The 17913-nt window shown below is 62.2% G+C and carries 14 protein-coding genes; 10 read left to right on the top strand and 4 right to left on the bottom strand.

Translation table 11 applies throughout. The annotated features are described in order from the left end of the window. Positions 1 to 24 precede the first annotated feature (24 nt). Positions 25 to 2550 carry a DNA gyrase/topoisomerase IV subunit A gene (locus NML54_RS07885; protein ID WP_254757284.1) on the bottom strand — a complete coding sequence of 842 codons (2526 nt, stop codon included), beginning with the start codon at positions 2548 to 2550 and terminating at the stop codon, positions 25 to 27. A gap of 286 nt (positions 2551 to 2836) precedes the next feature. Between NML54_RS07885 and NML54_RS07880 the strand changes: the two genes are divergently transcribed. After that, positions 2837 to 3430 (top strand): DUF5998 family protein, encoded by a 594-nt coding sequence (locus NML54_RS07880; RefSeq protein WP_254757282.1) that lies wholly within the window; start codon positions 2837 to 2839, stop codon positions 3428 to 3430. A 143-nt stretch (positions 3431 to 3573) separates the two neighbouring features. Continuing rightward, positions 3574 to 4854, top strand: a complete 1281-nt coding sequence (locus NML54_RS07875; RefSeq protein ID WP_254757280.1) for an alkaline phosphatase family protein — start codon at positions 3574 to 3576, stop codon at positions 4852 to 4854. Between the two features lie 127 nt (positions 4855 to 4981). On the opposite strand, the gene sepH is transcribed toward NML54_RS07875, so the two are convergent. Then, complete coding sequence (gene sepH, locus NML54_RS07870; RefSeq protein ID WP_254757278.1) at positions 4982 to 6199, bottom strand: septation protein SepH; 1218 nt, start codon at positions 6197 to 6199, stop codon at positions 4982 to 4984. A gap of 326 nt (positions 6200 to 6525) precedes the next feature. On the opposite strand from sepH, the gene NML54_RS07865 reads away from it, so the two are divergent. The 5 genes from NML54_RS07865 to NML54_RS07845 all read left to right on the top strand — a co-directional run bounded on the left by NML54_RS07865 (position 6526) and on the right by NML54_RS07845 (position 9725). Beyond that, a complete protein-coding gene (locus NML54_RS07865; RefSeq protein ID WP_254757276.1) occupies positions 6526 to 6825 on the top strand; it encodes a DUF4193 domain-containing protein in 300 nt (99 codons plus the stop codon). Between the two features lie 241 nt (positions 6826 to 7066). Next, positions 7067 to 7513, top strand: a complete 447-nt coding sequence (gene dut, locus NML54_RS07860) for a dUTP diphosphatase (protein WP_044142235.1) — start codon at positions 7067 to 7069, stop codon at positions 7511 to 7513. Positions 7514 to 7589: 76 nt separating this feature from the next. Further along, positions 7590 to 8399: a DUF3710 domain-containing protein gene (locus tag NML54_RS07855; RefSeq protein WP_254757275.1), complete on the top strand. Its 810-nt coding sequence runs from the start codon at positions 7590 to 7592 to the stop codon at positions 8397 to 8399. Beyond that, positions 8399 to 8938: an asparaginase gene (locus NML54_RS07850; protein ID WP_254757273.1), complete on the top strand. Its 540-nt coding sequence runs from the start codon at positions 8399 to 8401 to the stop codon at positions 8936 to 8938. Before NML54_RS07855 ends, NML54_RS07850 begins: the two co-directional genes overlap by 1 nt. Next, positions 8928 to 9725 carry a DUF3159 domain-containing protein gene (locus NML54_RS07845; RefSeq protein WP_254757271.1) on the top strand — a complete coding sequence of 266 codons (798 nt, stop codon included), beginning with the start codon at positions 8928 to 8930 and terminating at the stop codon, positions 9723 to 9725. Before NML54_RS07850 ends, NML54_RS07845 begins: the two co-directional genes overlap by 11 nt. A gap of 119 nt (positions 9726 to 9844) precedes the next feature. On the opposite strand, the gene NML54_RS07840 is transcribed toward NML54_RS07845, so the two are convergent. Beyond that, the gene (locus NML54_RS07840; RefSeq protein WP_254757269.1) at positions 9845 to 10498 is read right to left on the bottom strand and encodes a potassium channel family protein; all 654 of its coding nucleotides are present in this window, start codon (positions 10496 to 10498) and stop codon (positions 9845 to 9847) included. Beyond that, a complete protein-coding gene (locus NML54_RS07835) occupies positions 10499 to 11365 on the bottom strand; it encodes a potassium channel family protein (RefSeq protein WP_254757267.1) in 867 nt (288 codons plus the stop codon). A 193-nt stretch (positions 11366 to 11558) separates the two neighbouring features. Here NML54_RS07835 and NML54_RS07830 point away from each other — a divergent pair, with 193 nt between their 5' ends. The 3 genes from NML54_RS07830 to dxs all read left to right on the top strand — a co-directional run bounded on the left by NML54_RS07830 (position 11559) and on the right by dxs (position 17883). After that, positions 11559 to 13694, top strand: a complete 2136-nt coding sequence (locus NML54_RS07830) for an APC family permease (protein WP_254757316.1) — start codon at positions 11559 to 11561, stop codon at positions 13692 to 13694. 241 nt (positions 13695 to 13935) lie between these two features. Beyond that, entirely contained in the window at positions 13936 to 15585 is a 1650-nt protein-coding gene (locus tag NML54_RS09000) for a class I SAM-dependent RNA methyltransferase (protein ID WP_254757265.1), read from the top strand. Between the two features lie 225 nt (positions 15586 to 15810). Next, positions 15811 to 17883 carry a 1-deoxy-D-xylulose-5-phosphate synthase gene (dxs, locus tag NML54_RS07820; protein ID WP_254757263.1) on the top strand — a complete coding sequence of 691 codons (2073 nt, stop codon included), beginning with the start codon at positions 15811 to 15813 and terminating at the stop codon, positions 17881 to 17883. Positions 17884 to 17913 lie beyond the last annotated feature (30 nt).

Raw genomic sequence — 17913 nt, 5'->3', positions numbered from 1 at the left:
ATCGAAAGGCCGTGAACGGCGCGTCTAGAAGAGCTTTTCGCCCTCCGGGCTAACTGCCAGCGCAGCAGAAACAGCCGCATAGTTCGGTCCCACAATGCCGATGCTCTGAGTGAGCATCACCCCGGAACCGTCGCGGGCACCGTGCTCGGTCGGCAGGGAACGAGCCACACCGCCGGAGGATGCCGCCTTCGCCGGGCCCACGCCCACCCACGCCAGAGCCAACTGGTTCTCACCGGTAAGGAATCGGTGCGCACGCACACCGCCGGTCGCGCGGCCCTTCTGCGGGTACTCGCTCAGGGCGGTGACCTTGGCGCTCGCCAGGCCATCCTTGCCGTTGGTGACGGTCACGACCTCCGCGGCGTCGCCGGGCGCGGTCACGCCCAGGGCGATGAGGTGGTCGCCGTCGGCAAGCTTGATGCCTGCGATACCGCCGCCGGTGCGTCCCTGCGGGCGGACCTTAGCCGCGTCGAAGGCCAGCAGCTTCGCGTCGCGGGTGACGAAGGTGAGTACCGCATCGTCGGTGGGGCAGGGGGCGGCGGCTACGATTTCGTCGCCGTCCTTGAGCTTCATGATGTCCCATTCGGTCTGGTTCAGCGGGTAATCCGGGTTCAGGCGCTTGATCACGCCGCCCGCGGTTGCCAGCGCCAGCACCGTGTTCAACGGTACGAGGGCGATCAGCTTCTCACCCTTGGCGAGCTGAACCAGCTCGGCGGCCTTCACCGCCAACGCCATGGAGGGGGTGCCGCCGTTCTCGTCCAGCACCGCAATGTCCATGACGGACAGGCGCACCATGCGTCCTGCGGAGGTCACGGCACCGATCTCGCCGCGCGCGGTGGTCGGCACAATCGAGGTGAACACGTCGTGCTTGAAACGCTTGCCGGGATCCACTAGCGCCTCGCGGATGGGCTTGCCGGGGGTGCGTCCCATCATTCCGGAGGCTGAAAGCAGCACCCAGCAGGGATCGTCCGCGATTTCGAGGGCGAGGCCCAGGCTCTTCTTCGCCTTGGACTGCGCGGTGACTGCCTCAATGGCGACCTGCATCTCGTCCTTGGTTTTGAGCTGGGTGCGGCGGTCGGTGCCGTAGCGTTCGGCGACCTCGGCGAGCTCCTCGGAGACCAGCTCGCGCAGCGCCGCATCGGAGCCGAGGATACGCTGCAGCTCCGCGATTTCCTGCTGCAGGGTGTCGCGTTCTGCTTCCAACTCCAGGCGGGAGTACTTGGTGAGTTGGCGCAGGCGCAGCTCCAGAATATGGTTCGCCTGGGTGTCGGTCAGGTCGAAGACGGCCTTCAGCTTTTCGCGTGCCTGAGCGGTCTCGTCAGACTCACGGATAATCTGGATAACCTCGTCAATGTCGAGAATAGCCACGAGCAGGCCCTCCACCAGGTGCAGGCGGTCGGTGCGCTTGCCCAGGCGGAATTCGGTGCGGCGGCGGACCACGTTCAGGCGGTGGTCAATGTACACGCGCATCAGGTCGAGCAGGCCGAGGGTCTGCGGCTGACCGTCCACGAGCGCCACGTTGTTGATACCGAAGGAATCCTCAAGCGGAGTGTGCTTGTAGAGGGCGGCGAGCACCGCCTCCGGGTTGAAGCCGTTCTTAATTTCGATGACGAGGCGCAGACCGTTGGTGCGGTCGGTCAGGTCGACCACGTCGGAGATGCCGGTGAGCTTCTTGGAGTTGACGCCGTCCTTGATCTTTTCGATGACCTTTTCGGGGCCGACCATGTACGGCAGTTCGGTGACGACAATGCCCTGCTTGCGGGGGCTGACCTGCTCAATGGAGACCTTCGCACGGGTCTTGAAGGTGCCGCGGCCGGTTTCGTAAGCGTCACGGATGCCTCCCAGACCCACGATGGTGCCGCCGGTGGGCAGGTCGGGGCCGGGGATGAACTTCATGATGTCTTTGAGGGTCGCCTCGGGGTGGGCGATGAGGTGGCGGGTACCGGCGATGACCTCGCGCAGGTTGTGCGGCGCCATGTTGGTTGCCATGCCGACCGCGATGCCGGTGGTGCCGTTGACGAGCAGATTCGGGAACGCAGCGGGCAGCACGGAGGGCTGCATGAACTGGTTGTCGTAGTTCGGTACGAAGTCAACCACATCTTCTTCGAGGTCCGCGGTGAGTGCCTGCGCGGCTGGCGCCATGCGTGCTTCGGTGTATCGGGCGGCTGCCGGGCCGTCGTCGAGGGAGCCGAAGTTACCGTGACCGTCAACGAGGGGCAGACGCAGAGCAAAAGGCTGGGCGAGGCGCACCATCGCATCGTAGATGGCGGCGTCGCCGTGCGGGTGGAGCTTACCCATGACCTCGCCGGTCACGCGGGCGCTCTTGACGTGGCCCTTGTCGGGGCGCAGACCCATCTGCTGCATCATGTAGAGGATGCGGCGCTGCACTGGCTTGAGGCCGTCGCGAGCGTCGGGGAGGGCACGCGAATAAATCACCGAGTAGGAGTATTCCAGGAAGCTGGTTTCCATCTCGGCGGATACATCGATGTCGACGATATTCTCTACCACATCCACCGGGTAGTCGCTGACGGCGGATTTGGATCGGCGAGCCATATATCTCCTCGTGTCGGTGTGTTTTCGCTCCTCCTATTTTAGCGGGTGGTAGAGGATGAGACGGGCTGGTTGGTCAACGTCATCTGTGGGGTGTGTCAAGGCGGTTGCGGGGCAGTAACCGAAGCGTACCGGGGGAGCGCATGCCGTCATATGAGCCTGTATTAGTGTGGTCAAGTAGCACAGCCCGGCTGGAACCCTCTAAGGTAGAGGGTAGTAACACCTAACCGCCTTCATCGTGTGCGCCGACCGACGTCGCCTCATGAGGGCACCGCACGAAAGAGGTACGATGTACGCCACCACCCCCGAACGCGAGCAACTGGTCGCAGACATTAAGCATGCCGGTTTCTACCCCGACCTCGTGCTGGAAGTGGTGGATGACGCGCTGGCGGGCATGAACCCGGACGCGCACTTCGTACAGCATGAAACTCACTTCTCACGCGATGATTTCCACCGCCACATCACCGTGATGGTGCTCTGCGGTGAGCACGTCATCTTTGCGCACCTGGACGACCAGCACCTTGAAGGTGACGCGCAGGGCACCGTGGCGCATGTGAGCGTGGAGGCGGTGCATCTGAGTGCCCTGAACGCGGTCACCATCAGCTACGGTTTCAGCCAGCCGCAGGCATATAACGCCGGTAGCACCGCCCCGACTGAGATTTCCTTCCAGATTGCCTGGACTGGTTCGCTGCACATGGAGCTGGCTCCTGCCGGCTGCCAGGATCCGCAGTGCAACGCCGACCACGGCTTCACCGGTGATGCGCGCCGTGAGGACATTGCGGTGCGTGTTTCTGCGACCGCTGACGGCCCGGAGTCGGTTCAGCGTGCGCAGCATTTTGCGCGTGCTCTGCACCGTACCCGCATGTATGTAACCCGCCGATAAGCACCGGCGGTAGCGCTCGCACAGCATCAACCCCGCCCGGCAACAGCCTGCGCGGCATAAATCCTGCGCGGGCCCTGTACTTTCACGTCCCCCACACTCCATGAGAGAAACACCCCGAGAGAGCCCCCCCCCGAGAGGAACCTATGACGGCCCCGTCCCGCACTGAACAGCCCACTCTGCACGATGTTCTGGGTGCGCCGTTGCCTCCTGCACCCGCCTACGGCAACAATAGCATCGCCGATGTGCTGGAGTCCGCCTCCTCTCTAGTGGCTCAGCGAAGCCTAGCGCGCCCCGCGCACGCCCTGGATTCCGACCCTGCGTTCTACGCTGTTGCCGACCCGCTGAACCTTGCCGGCCGCCTCGCGGAGCAGGACGTTGACCCGGCGTCGTTCCGCCACGCCTGCGTGATCATGGTGGACGGCCTGGGCGAGCAGCTGCTCAACAGCTACGGCGGCTACACGCCCGCCCTGCGTAAGACCCTGAACCTGGGCCCGCTGGACGCCGCGTTCCCCACCACGACTGCCGCCTCCTTGACCTCGCTGGGTACCGGTACTGCACCCGGCGCGCACGGCATTGCCGGCTACGAGGTGCGCAACCCGGCAGGTAATGGGGGAGCAGGGTCGGTCATGAACCACCTATCCGGCTGGGATCAGTCAGTGGACCCGCACGCCTGGCAGCCGCTGCCGACCGTGCTGGAACGCCACCATACGAACCGCCGCGTGCTCACCATTTCGCTGGGTAAATACCGCGGTACCGGTCTGACGGAGGCGGCGCTGCGCGGCGGCGACTTCGTGGACGCCGTCGGCTATAACGCCCGCGTCACCTACGCCCTGGAGGCGCTCGCCAGCCGCACCCCGACTACCGTGTACCTGTACTGGGGAGAGATTGACGCGGCGGGCCACCGCTACGGCGTGGGCAGTGACGAATGGCTGCAGCAGCTGGAGGAGCTGAACTCGGCGCTGAAGCGTCTGGCGGAGCGCGCCCCGGCGTGGGCGGCACTCTTCGTGACCGCCGATCACGGCATGGTGAACGTGCCCGAACACCAGCGCATCGACTACTCTGCTGTGGAGGAGCTGACCCACAATATCGCAATGACCGCCGGTGAACCGCGCGCCGTGCACCTGTACCTGGAAGACACCTCGGATGCGGCACGTACCGCCACCGCTCAGCGTTGGGCGCAGTACTGGGGCGAGCGCGCCTGGGTGATTGACTCTCGCGAGCTGATACGTGCCGGCTACTTTGGCCCGGTCATCACGGATGCGGCCCGCGGCCGCATTGGTGACTTGATAGTGTGCGCTCGCGACGATTGGGCGCTGTACGATATGCGCCACTATCAGGAGCGTGCCCTGCATATGGTTGGTCAGCACGGTTCGCTGACGGACGCTGAGCGTCTGGTGCCGTTGCGCATGCTCAAGACTTTTTAAAGCGCTGGAGGATAAACGAAAACCGCTGGTTATTCGGGTGAATAACCAGCGGTTTTCGTATGTCTAGAGGCCCTCGACTAAAACGCTCGTCTAGATGCCCTTGATCGGGCGGGGCGAGGGCGGTCGCTTACTTGCGGCTACCGAAGATGATGTCATCCCATGCCGGAACGCTCACGCGCTGCTTCTTCGAGGAGGAAGGCTTGGGCTTCTCTTCGGAGGCGGGCTCAGCTTGTGCTTCAGCTGCGGGTGCCTGAACTGCTTCTGCGGGTTCAGTCTGTGCTTCAGCTACGGGCGCCTCAGAAGCCGCTGCGTCCTCAATGGGTGCCGGCAGGGCGAAGGACTCAACCGGAACGGATTCAACGGGTGCTTCCGAATCCACAGCCAGCGGGTCGGTGGTTTCTACGGTGGTCTCTGCGGTGGGCTCGGGTGCTGCCGGGGCAACAGGTGCAACAGGTGCCGCGGGCGCAGCCGGCGCTACAGGCTCAGCGGGCTGAGCGGACTCGCGGTGCACGAACACCTCGGGCTCCTCAACCTGCGCCGGGCGCACCGAGCGGGCGCGCTCCAGAAGCTCCTTGAGCTTACGCTCATCAGCGCTCTCAGAGGAAGTAAGGGGTGCCGGTGCGGGCTCGGGTGCCTTCGGCGGGCGGGCGGGAGGAACCTCCACGGGTGCCTTCGGCAGGCGGGCGGGAGGAACCTCCACGGGAGCCTTCTTCGCGGCGACGGCAACAGCGTCCTCACTATTGCCCATCAGGAAGTACGCCGCCTCATTCGAAGCGTACAAGCCCTGGTTCGCCGGGTTGTACACCCAACGTGCGGGGAAGACCACCTGCGCGGGCAGGTTCTGACGCACCGAATCCTTCAGCGCAATATCAACCTCAACGCGCCACTGACCGCTCTCCTGCTGGCGGGTAGTCCAGTCCTGAGTTGCCTCTTCAAAACCGTAACGCTCGGAGACTTCCTCAATGCGGGCGCTCAGGGTCACGGGAATCTGTGCGGTACCCGAAGCGGAGCTGCGGCGACCAATCTTCACGCTCTGAGCGGCACGAATAATGTGGGCACGCTCAGCAACGATCGGCCACTCGTAGCGGCGAACACGCTCCGGCTCCCAACCGGACTCTTCAGCGATTTCCTCAACGGAGGCACCCTGACGGAAACGGGTCTGAATATCGCGCGGACCATAGGTTCCCTTAGCGCCCAGACCGCGAGCGGGCTGAATACGGCGAGCCTTGGTGATGCTCGTGCGCAGGTTTGCGTCAATCGGCAGCAAGAAGCGGGTGCCGTCAGCAGACTCAAGCACCAGATTTTCGCCGTCATCGTGAACGCCAATCAGACGCAGTTCAAGCATGAGAACCTCCATAGGTGAACCGGACGCGTTCGTGAATGTGTTGCACGGAACGCAAACTACCTACCAGGGTACCGTGAAAGCGCGGTAAAACAGTAGCGGAGGCGGGATTTTCACCAAAAAAAGATGTACTTTTCGCACTGAAAAAGCTAGAATGTGACGCCTAAAGAGTCCAAAGCCTACCCAGGATTAGACAAATAGGGTGCCAATGGTGAACAATACCTGGCATGCCGTCGGGGTTAATTACACACCAGCGGCACCTAGAGCACTCATTAAACCAGTGTGGCCTAGTCCAACACACAGCCACAGAACCAACGGAGCGTGAAAGTTTGGCAACTGATTACGATGCACCTCGCAAGCAGGACGAAGAGCAGAACGAAGAGTCCTACGAGGAGCTGAACGCCCGCCGTTCCGAGATGCAGTCCGGTGCGGTGGACGAAGACGAAAACAGCGCAGCAGAAAGCTTCGAGCTGCCCGGTGCTGACCTCTCCAACGAGGAGCTGAACGTTGTTGTTCTGCCCGCTCAGGACGACGAATTCACCTGCGCATCCTGCTTCCTGGTGCGTCACCGCTCGCAGATTGTACGCGAAGAGGACGGCCTGTCCTACTGCATCGAGTGCGAGGGCTAAAACTTTAGGGAAGGGCTAACACCCACCCGACAATACACCTCATGACGGGGCGAGTGCCGAGTGCACCCGCCCCGTTGAGTATGAGAAAGCCGCGCAGGCAAGAACAGCGCCGTGTCGCACCCAACACTGCACGCCGCCGCATGTGCTGAGCGCGAACACGCAACGAAAACACCCCGCAGTAGAGTCTCAACACAGCGCGAGGTGATGGCGCAGACACCCGCGAAAGGTTAGAGTATTGACCATGATGACCCCCGTAAACGTCCACATTAAGCTGCTCGACCCCGAGCTGCCCGCACCCGCCTACGCAAAGCCCGGCGATGCCGGCGCTGACCTGCGCTCCCGCATCGACTTCGAACTGGAGCCGGGCGAACGCGCCCTCGTCCCCACCGGTGTGGCAATCGCCCTGCCCGAAGGTTACGTTGGTCTGGTGCATCCGCGCTCCGGCCTGGCAACCAAGAACGGTATCACCATTGTGAACGCACCCGGCACCGTTGATTCCGGCTACCGCGGCGAGCTGATGGTCACCCTGCTCAACACTGACAAGACCAAGTCCTTCCACGTGCAGCGCGGCGACCGCATTGCCCAGCTGGTCATTCAGAAGTACGAGCACGCAACCTTTACCGTGGTGGATGAACTGGAACAGACCGAACGCGGCTCCAGCGGCTTCGGCTCTAGCGGAATCCACTAGTCTGCTCTCGCCGCGATTGTCGCACGAGAGAAGAGAAGAAACCCCGCACCCTGCGTGCGGTGAAAGTAGGAATACCATGTTCGGATTTGGTAAGAAGAAGCGCGCCGCCGAGGTTGAAGAGGCAAAGATCGAAGAGGCAGCCAAGGCGACCGAAGAAACCACTGAAGCTGAAGACAGCGCGGCTGAGGGCACTGAAACTGAAGGCACTGAAGCTGACGCTCCCGAGGTCATCAAGTACGACCGCGTCAACGGCCCGCACGACATTGAAGAAGTCACCGCCGAAGACCTCGAAGACTACGTCGACTTGGGGGCGTTGCGCATCAAGCTGCTCGACGGCATGAACCTGCGCCTCGAAACTGATGACGCAACCGGTGCGGTTATCGCCGCGACCATCACCCGCGACGGCGCAACCCTGCAGGTGCAGGCATTCGCCGCACCGCGCACCACCGGTATCTGGGACGACATTCGTCACGACCTGACCGAGTCCGTCGCATCCCAGGGCGGCAACGTCGAAATCTACGCCGGGGTATTCGGTGCCGAGATGCTGACCCGCCTGCCCGCACTCACCCCGGACGGTCAGCGTGGCGAGCGCATCGCCCGCTTCGTGGGTGTGGACGGCCCCCGCTGGTTCCTGCGCGGCGTCATCTCCGGTGCGGCTGTGCTGGGTGACGATAAGGCTGCCGCCTCCGTGGAGGAAGTCTTCCGCACCGTCGTGGTGGACCGTGGCGACGACCCGCGCCCGCCGCGCGAACTGCTGCCCATGACTCTGCCCGCCGACCTGGTTGTGGCTGAGGAAGAGCCCGCCGTTGAGGAAGAAACCGAGACCGAGCACAGCAAGCTGCGCCCGATGCCTCGCCGCGGCCCTGAGATTACCGAGATTGGCTAATGCCTGAGTTCTCGAACTACCCGAGTGCGCTCACGGTTCCTGAGGAGCAGATTCTTGCTCCCGGGTACCCCGAGCGCTTTCGCGTACGCCTTGCCGGACGCGTGGAGCAGGTATGGTTGCCTGCGCTGCATGATAAGCCGATGTACCGTGCCGAACTGGTGGTGGCTAAGTCGAAGCCCCTGCAGTGGTCGAGCCCGCTGGCGCTGATTGGTATGCCGATTGTGGAGCCGCCCGGTGAGGATTTCGAGGAGGATTCCGAGGACCTCAAAAAGCAGCACCATTTGAACACGGCGTCTTTGGCGACTGTGGCGGTGCAGGAGCCTCATGAGGTGTCTTTCCCGCCCTATGCGCCGTTCAATCCGGGGGATAGGGTGCTGCTGAAGTGGCAGGGGCAACGGATGGTGCCCGGTGTGCTTGCCGGTGCGTTGTTGCGCTGTTCCGGTGTGGTGTCGGTGAGGGCTCATCAGCCGGTGATTTATAACCCGCGCTATGAGATCGTGCCGCAATTCTTTGCTGAGAAGGGAAAATATGAGCGCTGAGCAGTCTTCGACCCAGCCCGATTCGAACGCTAACCCCGCAACTAGCCCGGCTGCTGACCCGGTGCGGGAGGAGAATCAGCTGGCGCAGAGCCTGAGCGCCTCCATGGGTGCGAATATGCGCCGCACCGCCAACGGCGATGTGGATATTCTGCACGCTATCGGCGGCTGGCGCGGCCTGGTGGAATCCTCCCTGCCCGCTGTGGCGTTCCTGGTGCTGTTCACCGTGACGAAGGAACTGAACCTGTCCCTGATTGCGGCACTGGCTGCGGCGGGTATGTTCACGCTGATTTGTCTGGTGCAGGGCTCTAAGCTGGTGAGCGCGCTGACCGGTCTGGTGGGCGTGGCGATTTGTGCGTTTGCCGCGTACCGTACCGGTAATGCGAGCGACTACTTTGTGGTGGGCTTCTGGACGAACGGCGTGTACATTCTGGCGTATCTGCTGTCGATGTTGGTGCGTTGGCCGCTGATGGGTCTGATTTTTGCGGTTATTCGCGGTGAGGCGCTGAGCTGGCGCCAGAACCCGGTGCGCCTGCGCCAGTACATGCTGGCAACCTGGATTATTACCGTGCTGATGATGCTGCGACTTGCCGTGCAGGTGCCCCTGTATTTTGCCAATAATGTGGAGGCGCTGGGCGCCACCCGCCTGATTATGGGTCTGCCGCTGTACGCTTTGGGCGTGTGGCTGGCGTGGCGTGTGTCGGCTCCCGAGGAGGCACCGGTGAGCGAGGACCCCGAGGCTGGCAAAGCTACCGACACTGCCGAAGTTGACGGTTCAGAAAGCCGCTAATCCCACAACTTCATACATTGAAGAACTTCGTAGAAGTATGAGAAAGCCCCGGCACACGTAAAGGTGACCGGAGCTTTCGCCTCCTCAAAAACTTACGTATAAACGCTATGCGAACAGCGCTATGCGAACAGCGCGCGGATCTGATCCTCACCGGCAATGGTCGTGATGAAGAACAGCTCGTCGCCGCCCTCAATCGCCACGTCGGCGCTGGGCGGGATTGGAGCGCCGTCACGCAGGATTGCGGTGAGCACCGTATCGACGGGCCACTGCACGTGATCCACGCGGTAACCGATGACGGGGTGGTCATGCGGTACGGTGTACTCGGCGAGGGTCGCGCCGCCAGCCTGCAGGGTCAGCAGGCGCACCACGTCGCCGACTTCCACGGCTTCCTCGACGAGGGCGGTCATCAGACGCGGGGTAGACACGGCAACATCCACGCCCCAGGAGTCGTCAAAGAGCCACTCATTACGAGGGTTGTTCACGCGCGCCACGGTGCGCGGCACACCAAACTCACTGCGCGCCAGCAGGGAGACCATCAGGTTTGCCTTGTCGTCACCGGTTGCGGCAACAACCACGTCCGCCTTGTTTGGGTGTACCTGGCGCAGTACGGACAGTTCGCAGGCGTCACCAATATGCCAACGCACACCGGGCAGATCGGCGCGCTTCTTAGCTTCCGGTTTGGAATCGATGATGGTCACGTCGTGGCCGTTCATCATGAGTTCTTTAGCGATGGAGGCACCCACGGAGCCAGCACCAACAATGAGGACCTTCACTTACTTCTTACCTTTCGAGGAATCACGATAGCGGCCGATGAGCTCGAGGGGGTCGGGCAACTCCGGGGGAGTATCACCGAGGTGGAACTCATGCTCGGCAACGGGTGCGTCGTTGTGCTTCTGTTCGGCGGGTTTCTTCGGGGCGTGGGGGTGCTTGCGGTGGCCCGAGGCGGGGGCGTAGTCCGCCTCCACTTCTTGGTCTTCAACGCGCGGCGGGCGGGAAAGAATAAGGGTTACGTCCGCAACGTCGTCGGTGCGCATCATGACGTGTACACTATCGCCCTGCTGGTAGGCGGTGTCGGGGCGGGGGAGCATGCCCTCACCGAATCGGGTGATGTAGGCGATACGCACCCCGGCGGCACGTTCGATGCTGGTCAGGGCGTGGCCCGCCCAACCGTCGTTGAGAGGAATTTCGGTGAGCATGAGGCGGCCCGAGGGTTCGCGGAAATCACCCTTGAGCGCCTGCTCGGGCAGTAGGCGTCGCAGCACCTGGTCGGTGGACCAACGCACCGATGCCACCGTAGGAATGCCCATGCGCTGGAAGAACTCGGCGCGGTTCGGGTCGTACACACGCGCCACAACGTTCTTCACCTTGAACATTTCGCGTGCCACACGGGCGGCAATAATATTCGAGTTATCGCCCGAAGAGACGGCGGCAAAAGCGTATGCCTCGGTAATGCCGGCACGCTTGAGGGTGTCTTCATCAAAGCCGACACCGGTCACCAGACGGCCCTCAAAGCCTTTACGCAGCGGCTGGAAAGCACGTTCGTCCTGATCAATGACGGCGACTGTATGCCCTGAAGCTTCCAGAGTGCGCGCCAGCATGACGCCCACGCGTCCGGCACCCATAATGACGAAGTGAGGCATACATCCCTCCGAGTGTTGATGATTTACGGTGATAAGGCGTTACCGCCTACCTCTACCAGTGTAATGGGCGGGTGAGCCTCCACGCCGATACTCCGTGATATTCCGCTCGCAATGCCCACTATTCGGCTGAATAAAATTGAGCTTTGAAGCCGTGACCGATAGCCTTAACAGCGTGAGGAATCGTTGGGATAGGATGCGCATCGCCCTGACCGGTCAGCCGGTCAGCACGCGAAATCTTTCGGCAGTCGCACTGCCGAAGCGCTACGCCCTGCCTCTTTTCGGTGCCGACGGCATCTCTTCGGTCGCCTACGCAGCCGACCAGATGATCCTGACCCTTGCCGCTGCGGGTGCCTCTGCGCTCGCTTTTTCACCCTGGATTGGTTTGGGTGTGGCGATGGTCGGTCTGCTGGTGATTGGCACGTACCGGTACAACATCAACCAAATCGCTTCCGAAGGCGATATTCAGCTGGTGCACCGCAAACTGGGTGCGTTGCCCTCGATCGTGATGGGTGCATCCTCGCTGATGGACTATATGCTCACGGTGGCGGTGTCTATGTCTTCGGCCTCCTCGTTTTTGGTGGCGCTGTACCCGCAGATTCAGGATTGGCGCACCCTCATTGCGGTGCTGCTCATCGTTGCCCTGACCCTGTTTGCGTTGCGTGGCGTGCAGCTGCTGGGAAAGATCGCGTACTGGCCGATGTACGTTTTCTTGGCGCTGTTGGGGGTCACCCTCATTGTGGGTTGGGTTCGTATCGCCACGGGTACTCTGCCGCTGGCGGAATCGGCGACCTACGTGATTGCCCCCGAATACCACGATTATGCTCTGGAAGGCTTGGCGCTGGTGCTACTTCTAGCACGTTCGTTCTCTGCCGGCTTGGTGGCGTTCTCGGGTGTTTCTACAATCTCTAATTCGGTGAAGTATTTCCGCCGCCCGAAGAAATATAATGCGGCGGTCACCATGATGCTGATGGGCCTGATTACCTCGGTCCTGCTGGTGAGCCTGCTCGGTTTTGCGGCGGCAACCCGCGTGCACATGGTGCATGATACGACCCGTTTCTTGTTCATTGACGGGCACACGCCGGGGGAGTATTTCCACCAGAAGCCGGCGCTGTACCAGGTTGCTTTGGCGATTTATCAGGGTGTGCCGTTCTTCGCGCAGCTGCTGGTGTTTGCCACGGTGGGCGTGCTAATTATCGCCTCGCTGACTGCGTTTACGGGCTTCCCGGTGATTGCCTCGTCGCTGGCTGATTACCAGTACCTGCCTGTGTTCTTCCGTAGCGTGGAATCACGCGGCCTGTACGCAAACGGTGTGCTGGCGCTGTCGGCATCCTCAATTTTCCTCACCACCGTTTTCGGTTCGGACGTGTACTCGCTGATTCAGCTGTACATTGTGGGCATGTGCCTGTCCATGGCGCTGGTGCAACTGGCGGTGGTGCGCTACCGCATGCGCCTGCTACGTATTACTCTCGCGCAGATGCCGCGCCGCGCCCTGATTCGTGATATTGCTGTCTCTGCGGTGGGTGTGGTCATAACCGCCGCAGTGCTGGTCATCGTCGTGGTGACGAAGTTCGCCGCCGGTGCGTGGCTCTCCCTTGGAATGATTGCCCTGATGGTTGGAGGTATGGTTGTGACTCGCCGCCACTACGATGCGGTGGATGCCGCCCTGGACATCCCCCTGAACGCCGAATCCGTTGCGGATGTGGCGGCCCTGCCTTCGCGTGTACACGCCATCGTGTACGTGGAGCGTGTGCGCCGCCCGGCGGTTCGTGCCCTCTCCTATGCGCGTGCCGGCCGCCCCTCCACGATTGAGGCGCTAACGGTCAACAATGACCGCGCCGCCCTGGAGATTGTGAAGAAACGCTGGTACGCCCTCGGTATTCCGGTGCCACTGTCGGTCATTGATTCGCCGTATCGTGACACGGTGGATGCTGTCGTCTCGTATATTCGCCGCCGCCGCAAGAAGTCACCGCGCGATATTTTGGTGGTGTACCTGCCGGAGTTTGTGGTGGAGCACTGGTGGCAGCGTCTTCTGCACCGCCGCACGGTGCGCCGCCTCAAGCAGGCGCTTCTGCACGAGCCTGGCGTCATGACGGCGACCGTACCCTGGGCGATGCACGAGGATGAGGTGTATGATGAGATTTTTGATCAGCGTTTACAAAGCGAAGAATCAACGGTAGAAGCAGAAGGCCCAACGGCAGCTGTCGCCCCGAAGATTACTCGTTCAGCCGGTGGCGGCCGTGAATTGACTCAAAGCAACCGCCACGCGGTGTACCGCGGCCGCCTGCACGAGGTGGACGCTGTGGCGCGCGAGAAGAAACGCCAGCCGTAGTAACTGCCCAGCGCCCAGCATGACTGCCCAGCGCCCAGCATGGCTGCCCAGCACCCAGAAATATTTACCCGGCGCCGAGCTCGTCAATTGCCCCGCAACTTAGCTTGAGCACCCCGCGTAGCGCCTGGACTTTGCCTTTTGCAATGGATGAGGCGCCCCATGCGGGGGCGTCGGAACCGGAGCAAAGGCACAATCCGGTATAAAATAGTTCACATTAAGTGATTCCTTAGGAGACAATGCTGTGACCCACACTGCTACCACGCCTGCCGCCTCCAAAAAAGTAGACGGATACAGCGTCGGGCAGACCCTCACCGTCACCTGCGAGGCACCCGCACACGGCGGCGCCTTCGTAGCGCGCACCGAACAGGGCGTCATCTTCGTGCGTCACGGCATCGTCGGCGAACAGGCAGAAGTACGCATCACCGCAATCGGCCCCAAACGCCGCTTCTACTTCGCAGATGTTGTCTCCGTACCCGTACCCTCCCTGGCACGCCGCCCCCACCCCTGGATCCAGGCGGATGCGCTCGCAACTGAAGAGGAACGCGCCGTAGCAACCGGCGTACCCGAACTGCTCGGCGGCATGGAATACGGCCACATCAGCCTGGCTGAGCAGCGACGCTACAAGACCGATATCGTCCGCACCCAAATCAACCGACTGGGCGGTCTGCCCCTCGAATCGCCCCTGCTAACCAACCTCATCGTTGAAGAGCTTCCCCTGCGCGGTAACAACGAGGGCCTGTCCTGGCGTACCCGAGTGCGCTACAACGTGACCAAGGTCCGCACCCAGCCCGACAACGAGCCCGACAACCAGAAGAACGGCGGTAAGAAGAGCCCCGCCGTCACCTGGCGCGTCGGTATGCACCCCTACCGCGCCTCCCAACCTGTACCGGTCGTAGACTTTCCCCTCGCCGCACCCGAACTGCGCAACCTAGAGCTTGAGAAACTGAACCTGCGCGGTGTACGCGAAGTCGAAGCAACCGTCTCCTCCCGCGGCAGGGTCCTACTGCAGTTCATCGTTGACCCGCGTTTCTCCATCGAAGAGGTCGCCAAGGACATCGAACAGCAGGCAGCCGACGCCTGGGGACTGCTCGCCAAGCGCAAAATCTCCCTCTTCTTCACCCCGCAGTCCACCTCCAACGGCAAGCCCAAGCGCCGCCGCCCCGGCTCCTCCCACACCCCCTACCGCCGCGTACCCGAAGGCGACCAGCTGCTCGGCGCGGGCTTGCGCTCCGTCACCGAAGAAGTCACCTTCGGCTCCCGCCGATTCAGCTACCAGGTATCCGCCGGCGGTTTCTGGCAGATTCACCGCGCCGCCCCCTCCACCATGGTCGGAACCATGCTCACCATGCTCCGCCCGCAGGAAGGCGAATGCACCCTCGACCTGTACGCCGGCGCGGGCCTGTTCACCGCCGCGCTCGCGGACGCGGTGGGCGCATCGGGTACCGTCGTCAGCATTGAGGGCTCCCCTGTGACCCATAAGGATGCGCTCTCGAACTTTGCGCCGGATGGTTGCTCCCGCACCGATAACTCTGAGGATACCCGTATTGAGGTGATTCGCGGCGACGTGGCACGCCACCTGGTGGACTTGAAGACCGCCCTTGAGTTTGGTGAAATCCCCGTTATTGATGCGGTGGTCCTTGACCCGTCCCGTGAGGGCGCGAACCGAACCACCCTGGAACGCCTGGATGCGCTGGACCCCAAGCGTATTCTGTACGTGGCGTGCGACCCGGCATCCCTGGGTCGTGACACCGGTATTTTGCGTGAGCTGGGTTGGGACATGGTGCAGCTTCGGGCGTTTGATATGTACCCGAATACGCATCATGTGGAGTCGGTGGCGCTTTTTGAGCGTGCCCCGGCGAAGCCTCGTCCGCGCCGCCGCCGCACCAAGTAGCGCGCAGCTAGTAGCCGTAACAAAGAAGCAAATAATCGCAGCGTTGGGCGGGTTGGGCTGTTTACCAGCCTGCCCACTAGGGGTTATTTCAGGCCGTTTTCGCTCAACCCGGTGCGTCTTGTTCTGCGTGCGCATAAACCTGCTTTTTGGCACCGTAAACGGTAGAATCATTGAAGAACCAACGCACGGAATGAGCCGTGCCCCGACCTTGAGGAGTGTGGGTGTATGTCCGCTGAAAATGCATTGCCGCAGGAGGAGACCCCGAATAGCGCCGCCGGTAGCGCACCCACCGCCGACTACAGCATTGGCGATGGTGCCACTGCCAAGTTGCTCCCGGGTATTCAGTCCCCGGCGGACTTGCAGAACCTCAGCTACAAGCAGCTGGAGGAGCTCTCTAAGGAAATCCGCCAGTTCATCGTGACGAACGTGTCGGCGACCGGCGGTCACCTGGGTCCGAACCTGGGCGTTGTGGAGCTGACCCTCGGTATTCACCGGGTCTTCGAATCTCCCAAGGATAATATTCTTTTCGACACCGGCCACCAGTCCTATGTGCATAAGCTTGTGACTGGTCGTCACGCGTTTAAGACTCTGCGTCAGAAGGGCGGCCTGTCGGGTTACCCGGATCGTGGCGAGTCTGAGCATGACATTATTGCATCTTCGCACGCCTCCAGCTCGATTTCGTGGGCTGACGGTATTTCTCGCGCGCACAAGCTCAACGGTGAAGATGACCGCTACACCGTGGTTCTTATTGGTGACGGCGCGCTGACCGGCGGCATGGCGTGGGAGGCTGTGAATAATATTGCTGCCGACCGCACCCGCAAGGTCGTGATCGTGGTCAACGATAACGGCCGCTCCTATGCGCCGACCATTGGTGGTTTCGCGAACCAGCTCTCCGAGCTCAAGCACGGTGTGCAGCAGCAGGTGGATCGTGTGCGCCTCGATCACCGCTACGACCACGCGCTGGATGCGGTGCGCATCGGTCTGCAGCGTGGCGGCCCCGTCGGTCAGATGGTGTACCGCGGCCTGCACGGCATGAAGGCGGGCATTAAGGACGTCGTCGTACCCAAGGGCATTTTTGAAGACCTGGGTATGAAGTACGTGGGCCCGATTGACGGCCACGACCAGCAGGCTGTGGAGAACGCACTGACCGCGGCGAAGAACTACGCCGGCCCGGTGATTGTGCACGCCATTACCGAGAAGGGCCACGGTTACGCGCCCGCCCGCGCGAATGAGGACGACCAGTTCCACGCGGTGGGCCAGATTGACCCGCTGACCGGTGAGGATGTTTCGACCAGCACCTCCGAGTCGTGGACGAGCGTCTTTGGCCGTGAAATCGCAGATATTGCGGATGAGCAGGAGAATGTCGTCGGTATTACCGGTGCGATGCTCATTCCCGTGGGTCTGCGTGAATTCCAGAAGCGCCACCCCGAGCGCGTTATTGACGTAGGTATCGCTGAGCAGCACGCCGTGGCGATGAGCGCCGGCCTGGCGTACGGCGGCATGCACCCGGTGGTTGCCCTCTACGCAACCTTCCTGAACCGCGGCTTTGACCAGCTGCTCATGGACGTTGCCCTGCACAAGGCGGGCGTGACCGTGGTGCTGGACCGCTCCGGCATTACCGGCCCGGACGGTGCAAGCCACCACGGCATGTGGGATTTGGCGATGTTGCAGTTCATTCCGGGTCTGCACCTGGCGGCTCCGCGTGATGGCGCGACTCTGCGCGAAGAGTTGCGTGAGGCTGTAGCTATTAACGACGCACCGACCGTGATTCGCTACCCGAAGGGCTCTGTGGGCGAGGACATTCCCGCCCTGGAGCGCCGCAGCGACGGTGTGGACGTGCTGGCACGCACCGGTGAACCCCACCCGGAAACCGGTCAGCGTGACGTACTGTTCGTTGCCGTGGGCGCTATGGCTCGCGTGGCTCTGGAAGCGTCCAAGGTGCTTGCCGCCGAGGGTATTCAGTCCACCGTGGTTGACCCGCGCTGGGTGATGCCGGTGCCGTCTTCGGTCGTTGAGCTGGCTCGTGACCACCGCATTGTGGTGACCATTGAGGACGGCGTGCGTTCCGGCGGCGTGGGTTCGCGCATCCGCCAGGAAATGCGTGCGGCTGGCGTGGATACCGCGCTGAGCGAGCTGGGTCTTCCGGCGGAGTTCATTCCGCATGCTTCTCGCGAGCAGATTCTGGAGGAGGTTGGCCTGACCGCCGAAACCATTATCGCGGATTTGCGTGCGCAGCTGGCAGGCGATAAGGTTCCGTTCGCTCGTGAAGAGGGCCAGAAGCCGCGCCACACCCGCTAAGCGGTCGTACCTGAGTGCCCGCCCTGCGTT

Origin of the sequence: Rothia gullae, assembly GCF_024294905.1 — a bacterium.
Taxonomy (GTDB): domain Bacteria; phylum Actinomycetota; class Actinomycetes; order Actinomycetales; family Micrococcaceae; genus Rothia.
Note: the sequence above shows the minus strand (reverse complement) of the source record. Positions and strands in the feature narration are given on the sequence as shown.

Coding starts and splice junctions, on each gene's coding strand:
- NML54_RS07885 (WP_254757284.1), bottom strand. CDS start 2,550: ATGGCTCGCCGATCCAAATCCGCCGTCAGCGACTACCCGGTGGATGTG.
- NML54_RS07850 (WP_254757273.1), top strand. CDS start 8,399: ATGCCTGAGTTCTCGAACTACCCGAGTGCGCTCACGGTTCCTGAGGAG.
- sepH (WP_254757278.1), bottom strand. CDS start 6,199: ATGCTTGAACTGCGTCTGATTGGCGTTCACGATGACGGCGAAAATCTG.
- dxs (WP_254757263.1), top strand. CDS start 15,811: ATGTCCGCTGAAAATGCATTGCCGCAGGAGGAGACCCCGAATAGCGCC.
- NML54_RS07835 (WP_254757267.1), bottom strand. CDS start 11,365: ATGCCTCACTTCGTCATTATGGGTGCCGGACGCGTGGGCGTCATGCTG.
- NML54_RS07845 (WP_254757271.1), top strand. CDS start 8,928: ATGAGCGCTGAGCAGTCTTCGACCCAGCCCGATTCGAACGCTAACCCC.
- NML54_RS07855 (WP_254757275.1), top strand. CDS start 7,590: ATGTTCGGATTTGGTAAGAAGAAGCGCGCCGCCGAGGTTGAAGAGGCA.
- NML54_RS07830 (WP_254757316.1), top strand. CDS start 11,559: ATGCGCATCGCCCTGACCGGTCAGCCGGTCAGCACGCGAAATCTTTCG.
- dut (WP_044142235.1), top strand. CDS start 7,067: ATGATGACCCCCGTAAACGTCCACATTAAGCTGCTCGACCCCGAGCTG.
- NML54_RS07875 (WP_254757280.1), top strand. CDS start 3,574: ATGACGGCCCCGTCCCGCACTGAACAGCCCACTCTGCACGATGTTCTG.
- NML54_RS07880 (WP_254757282.1), top strand. CDS start 2,837: ATGTACGCCACCACCCCCGAACGCGAGCAACTGGTCGCAGACATTAAG.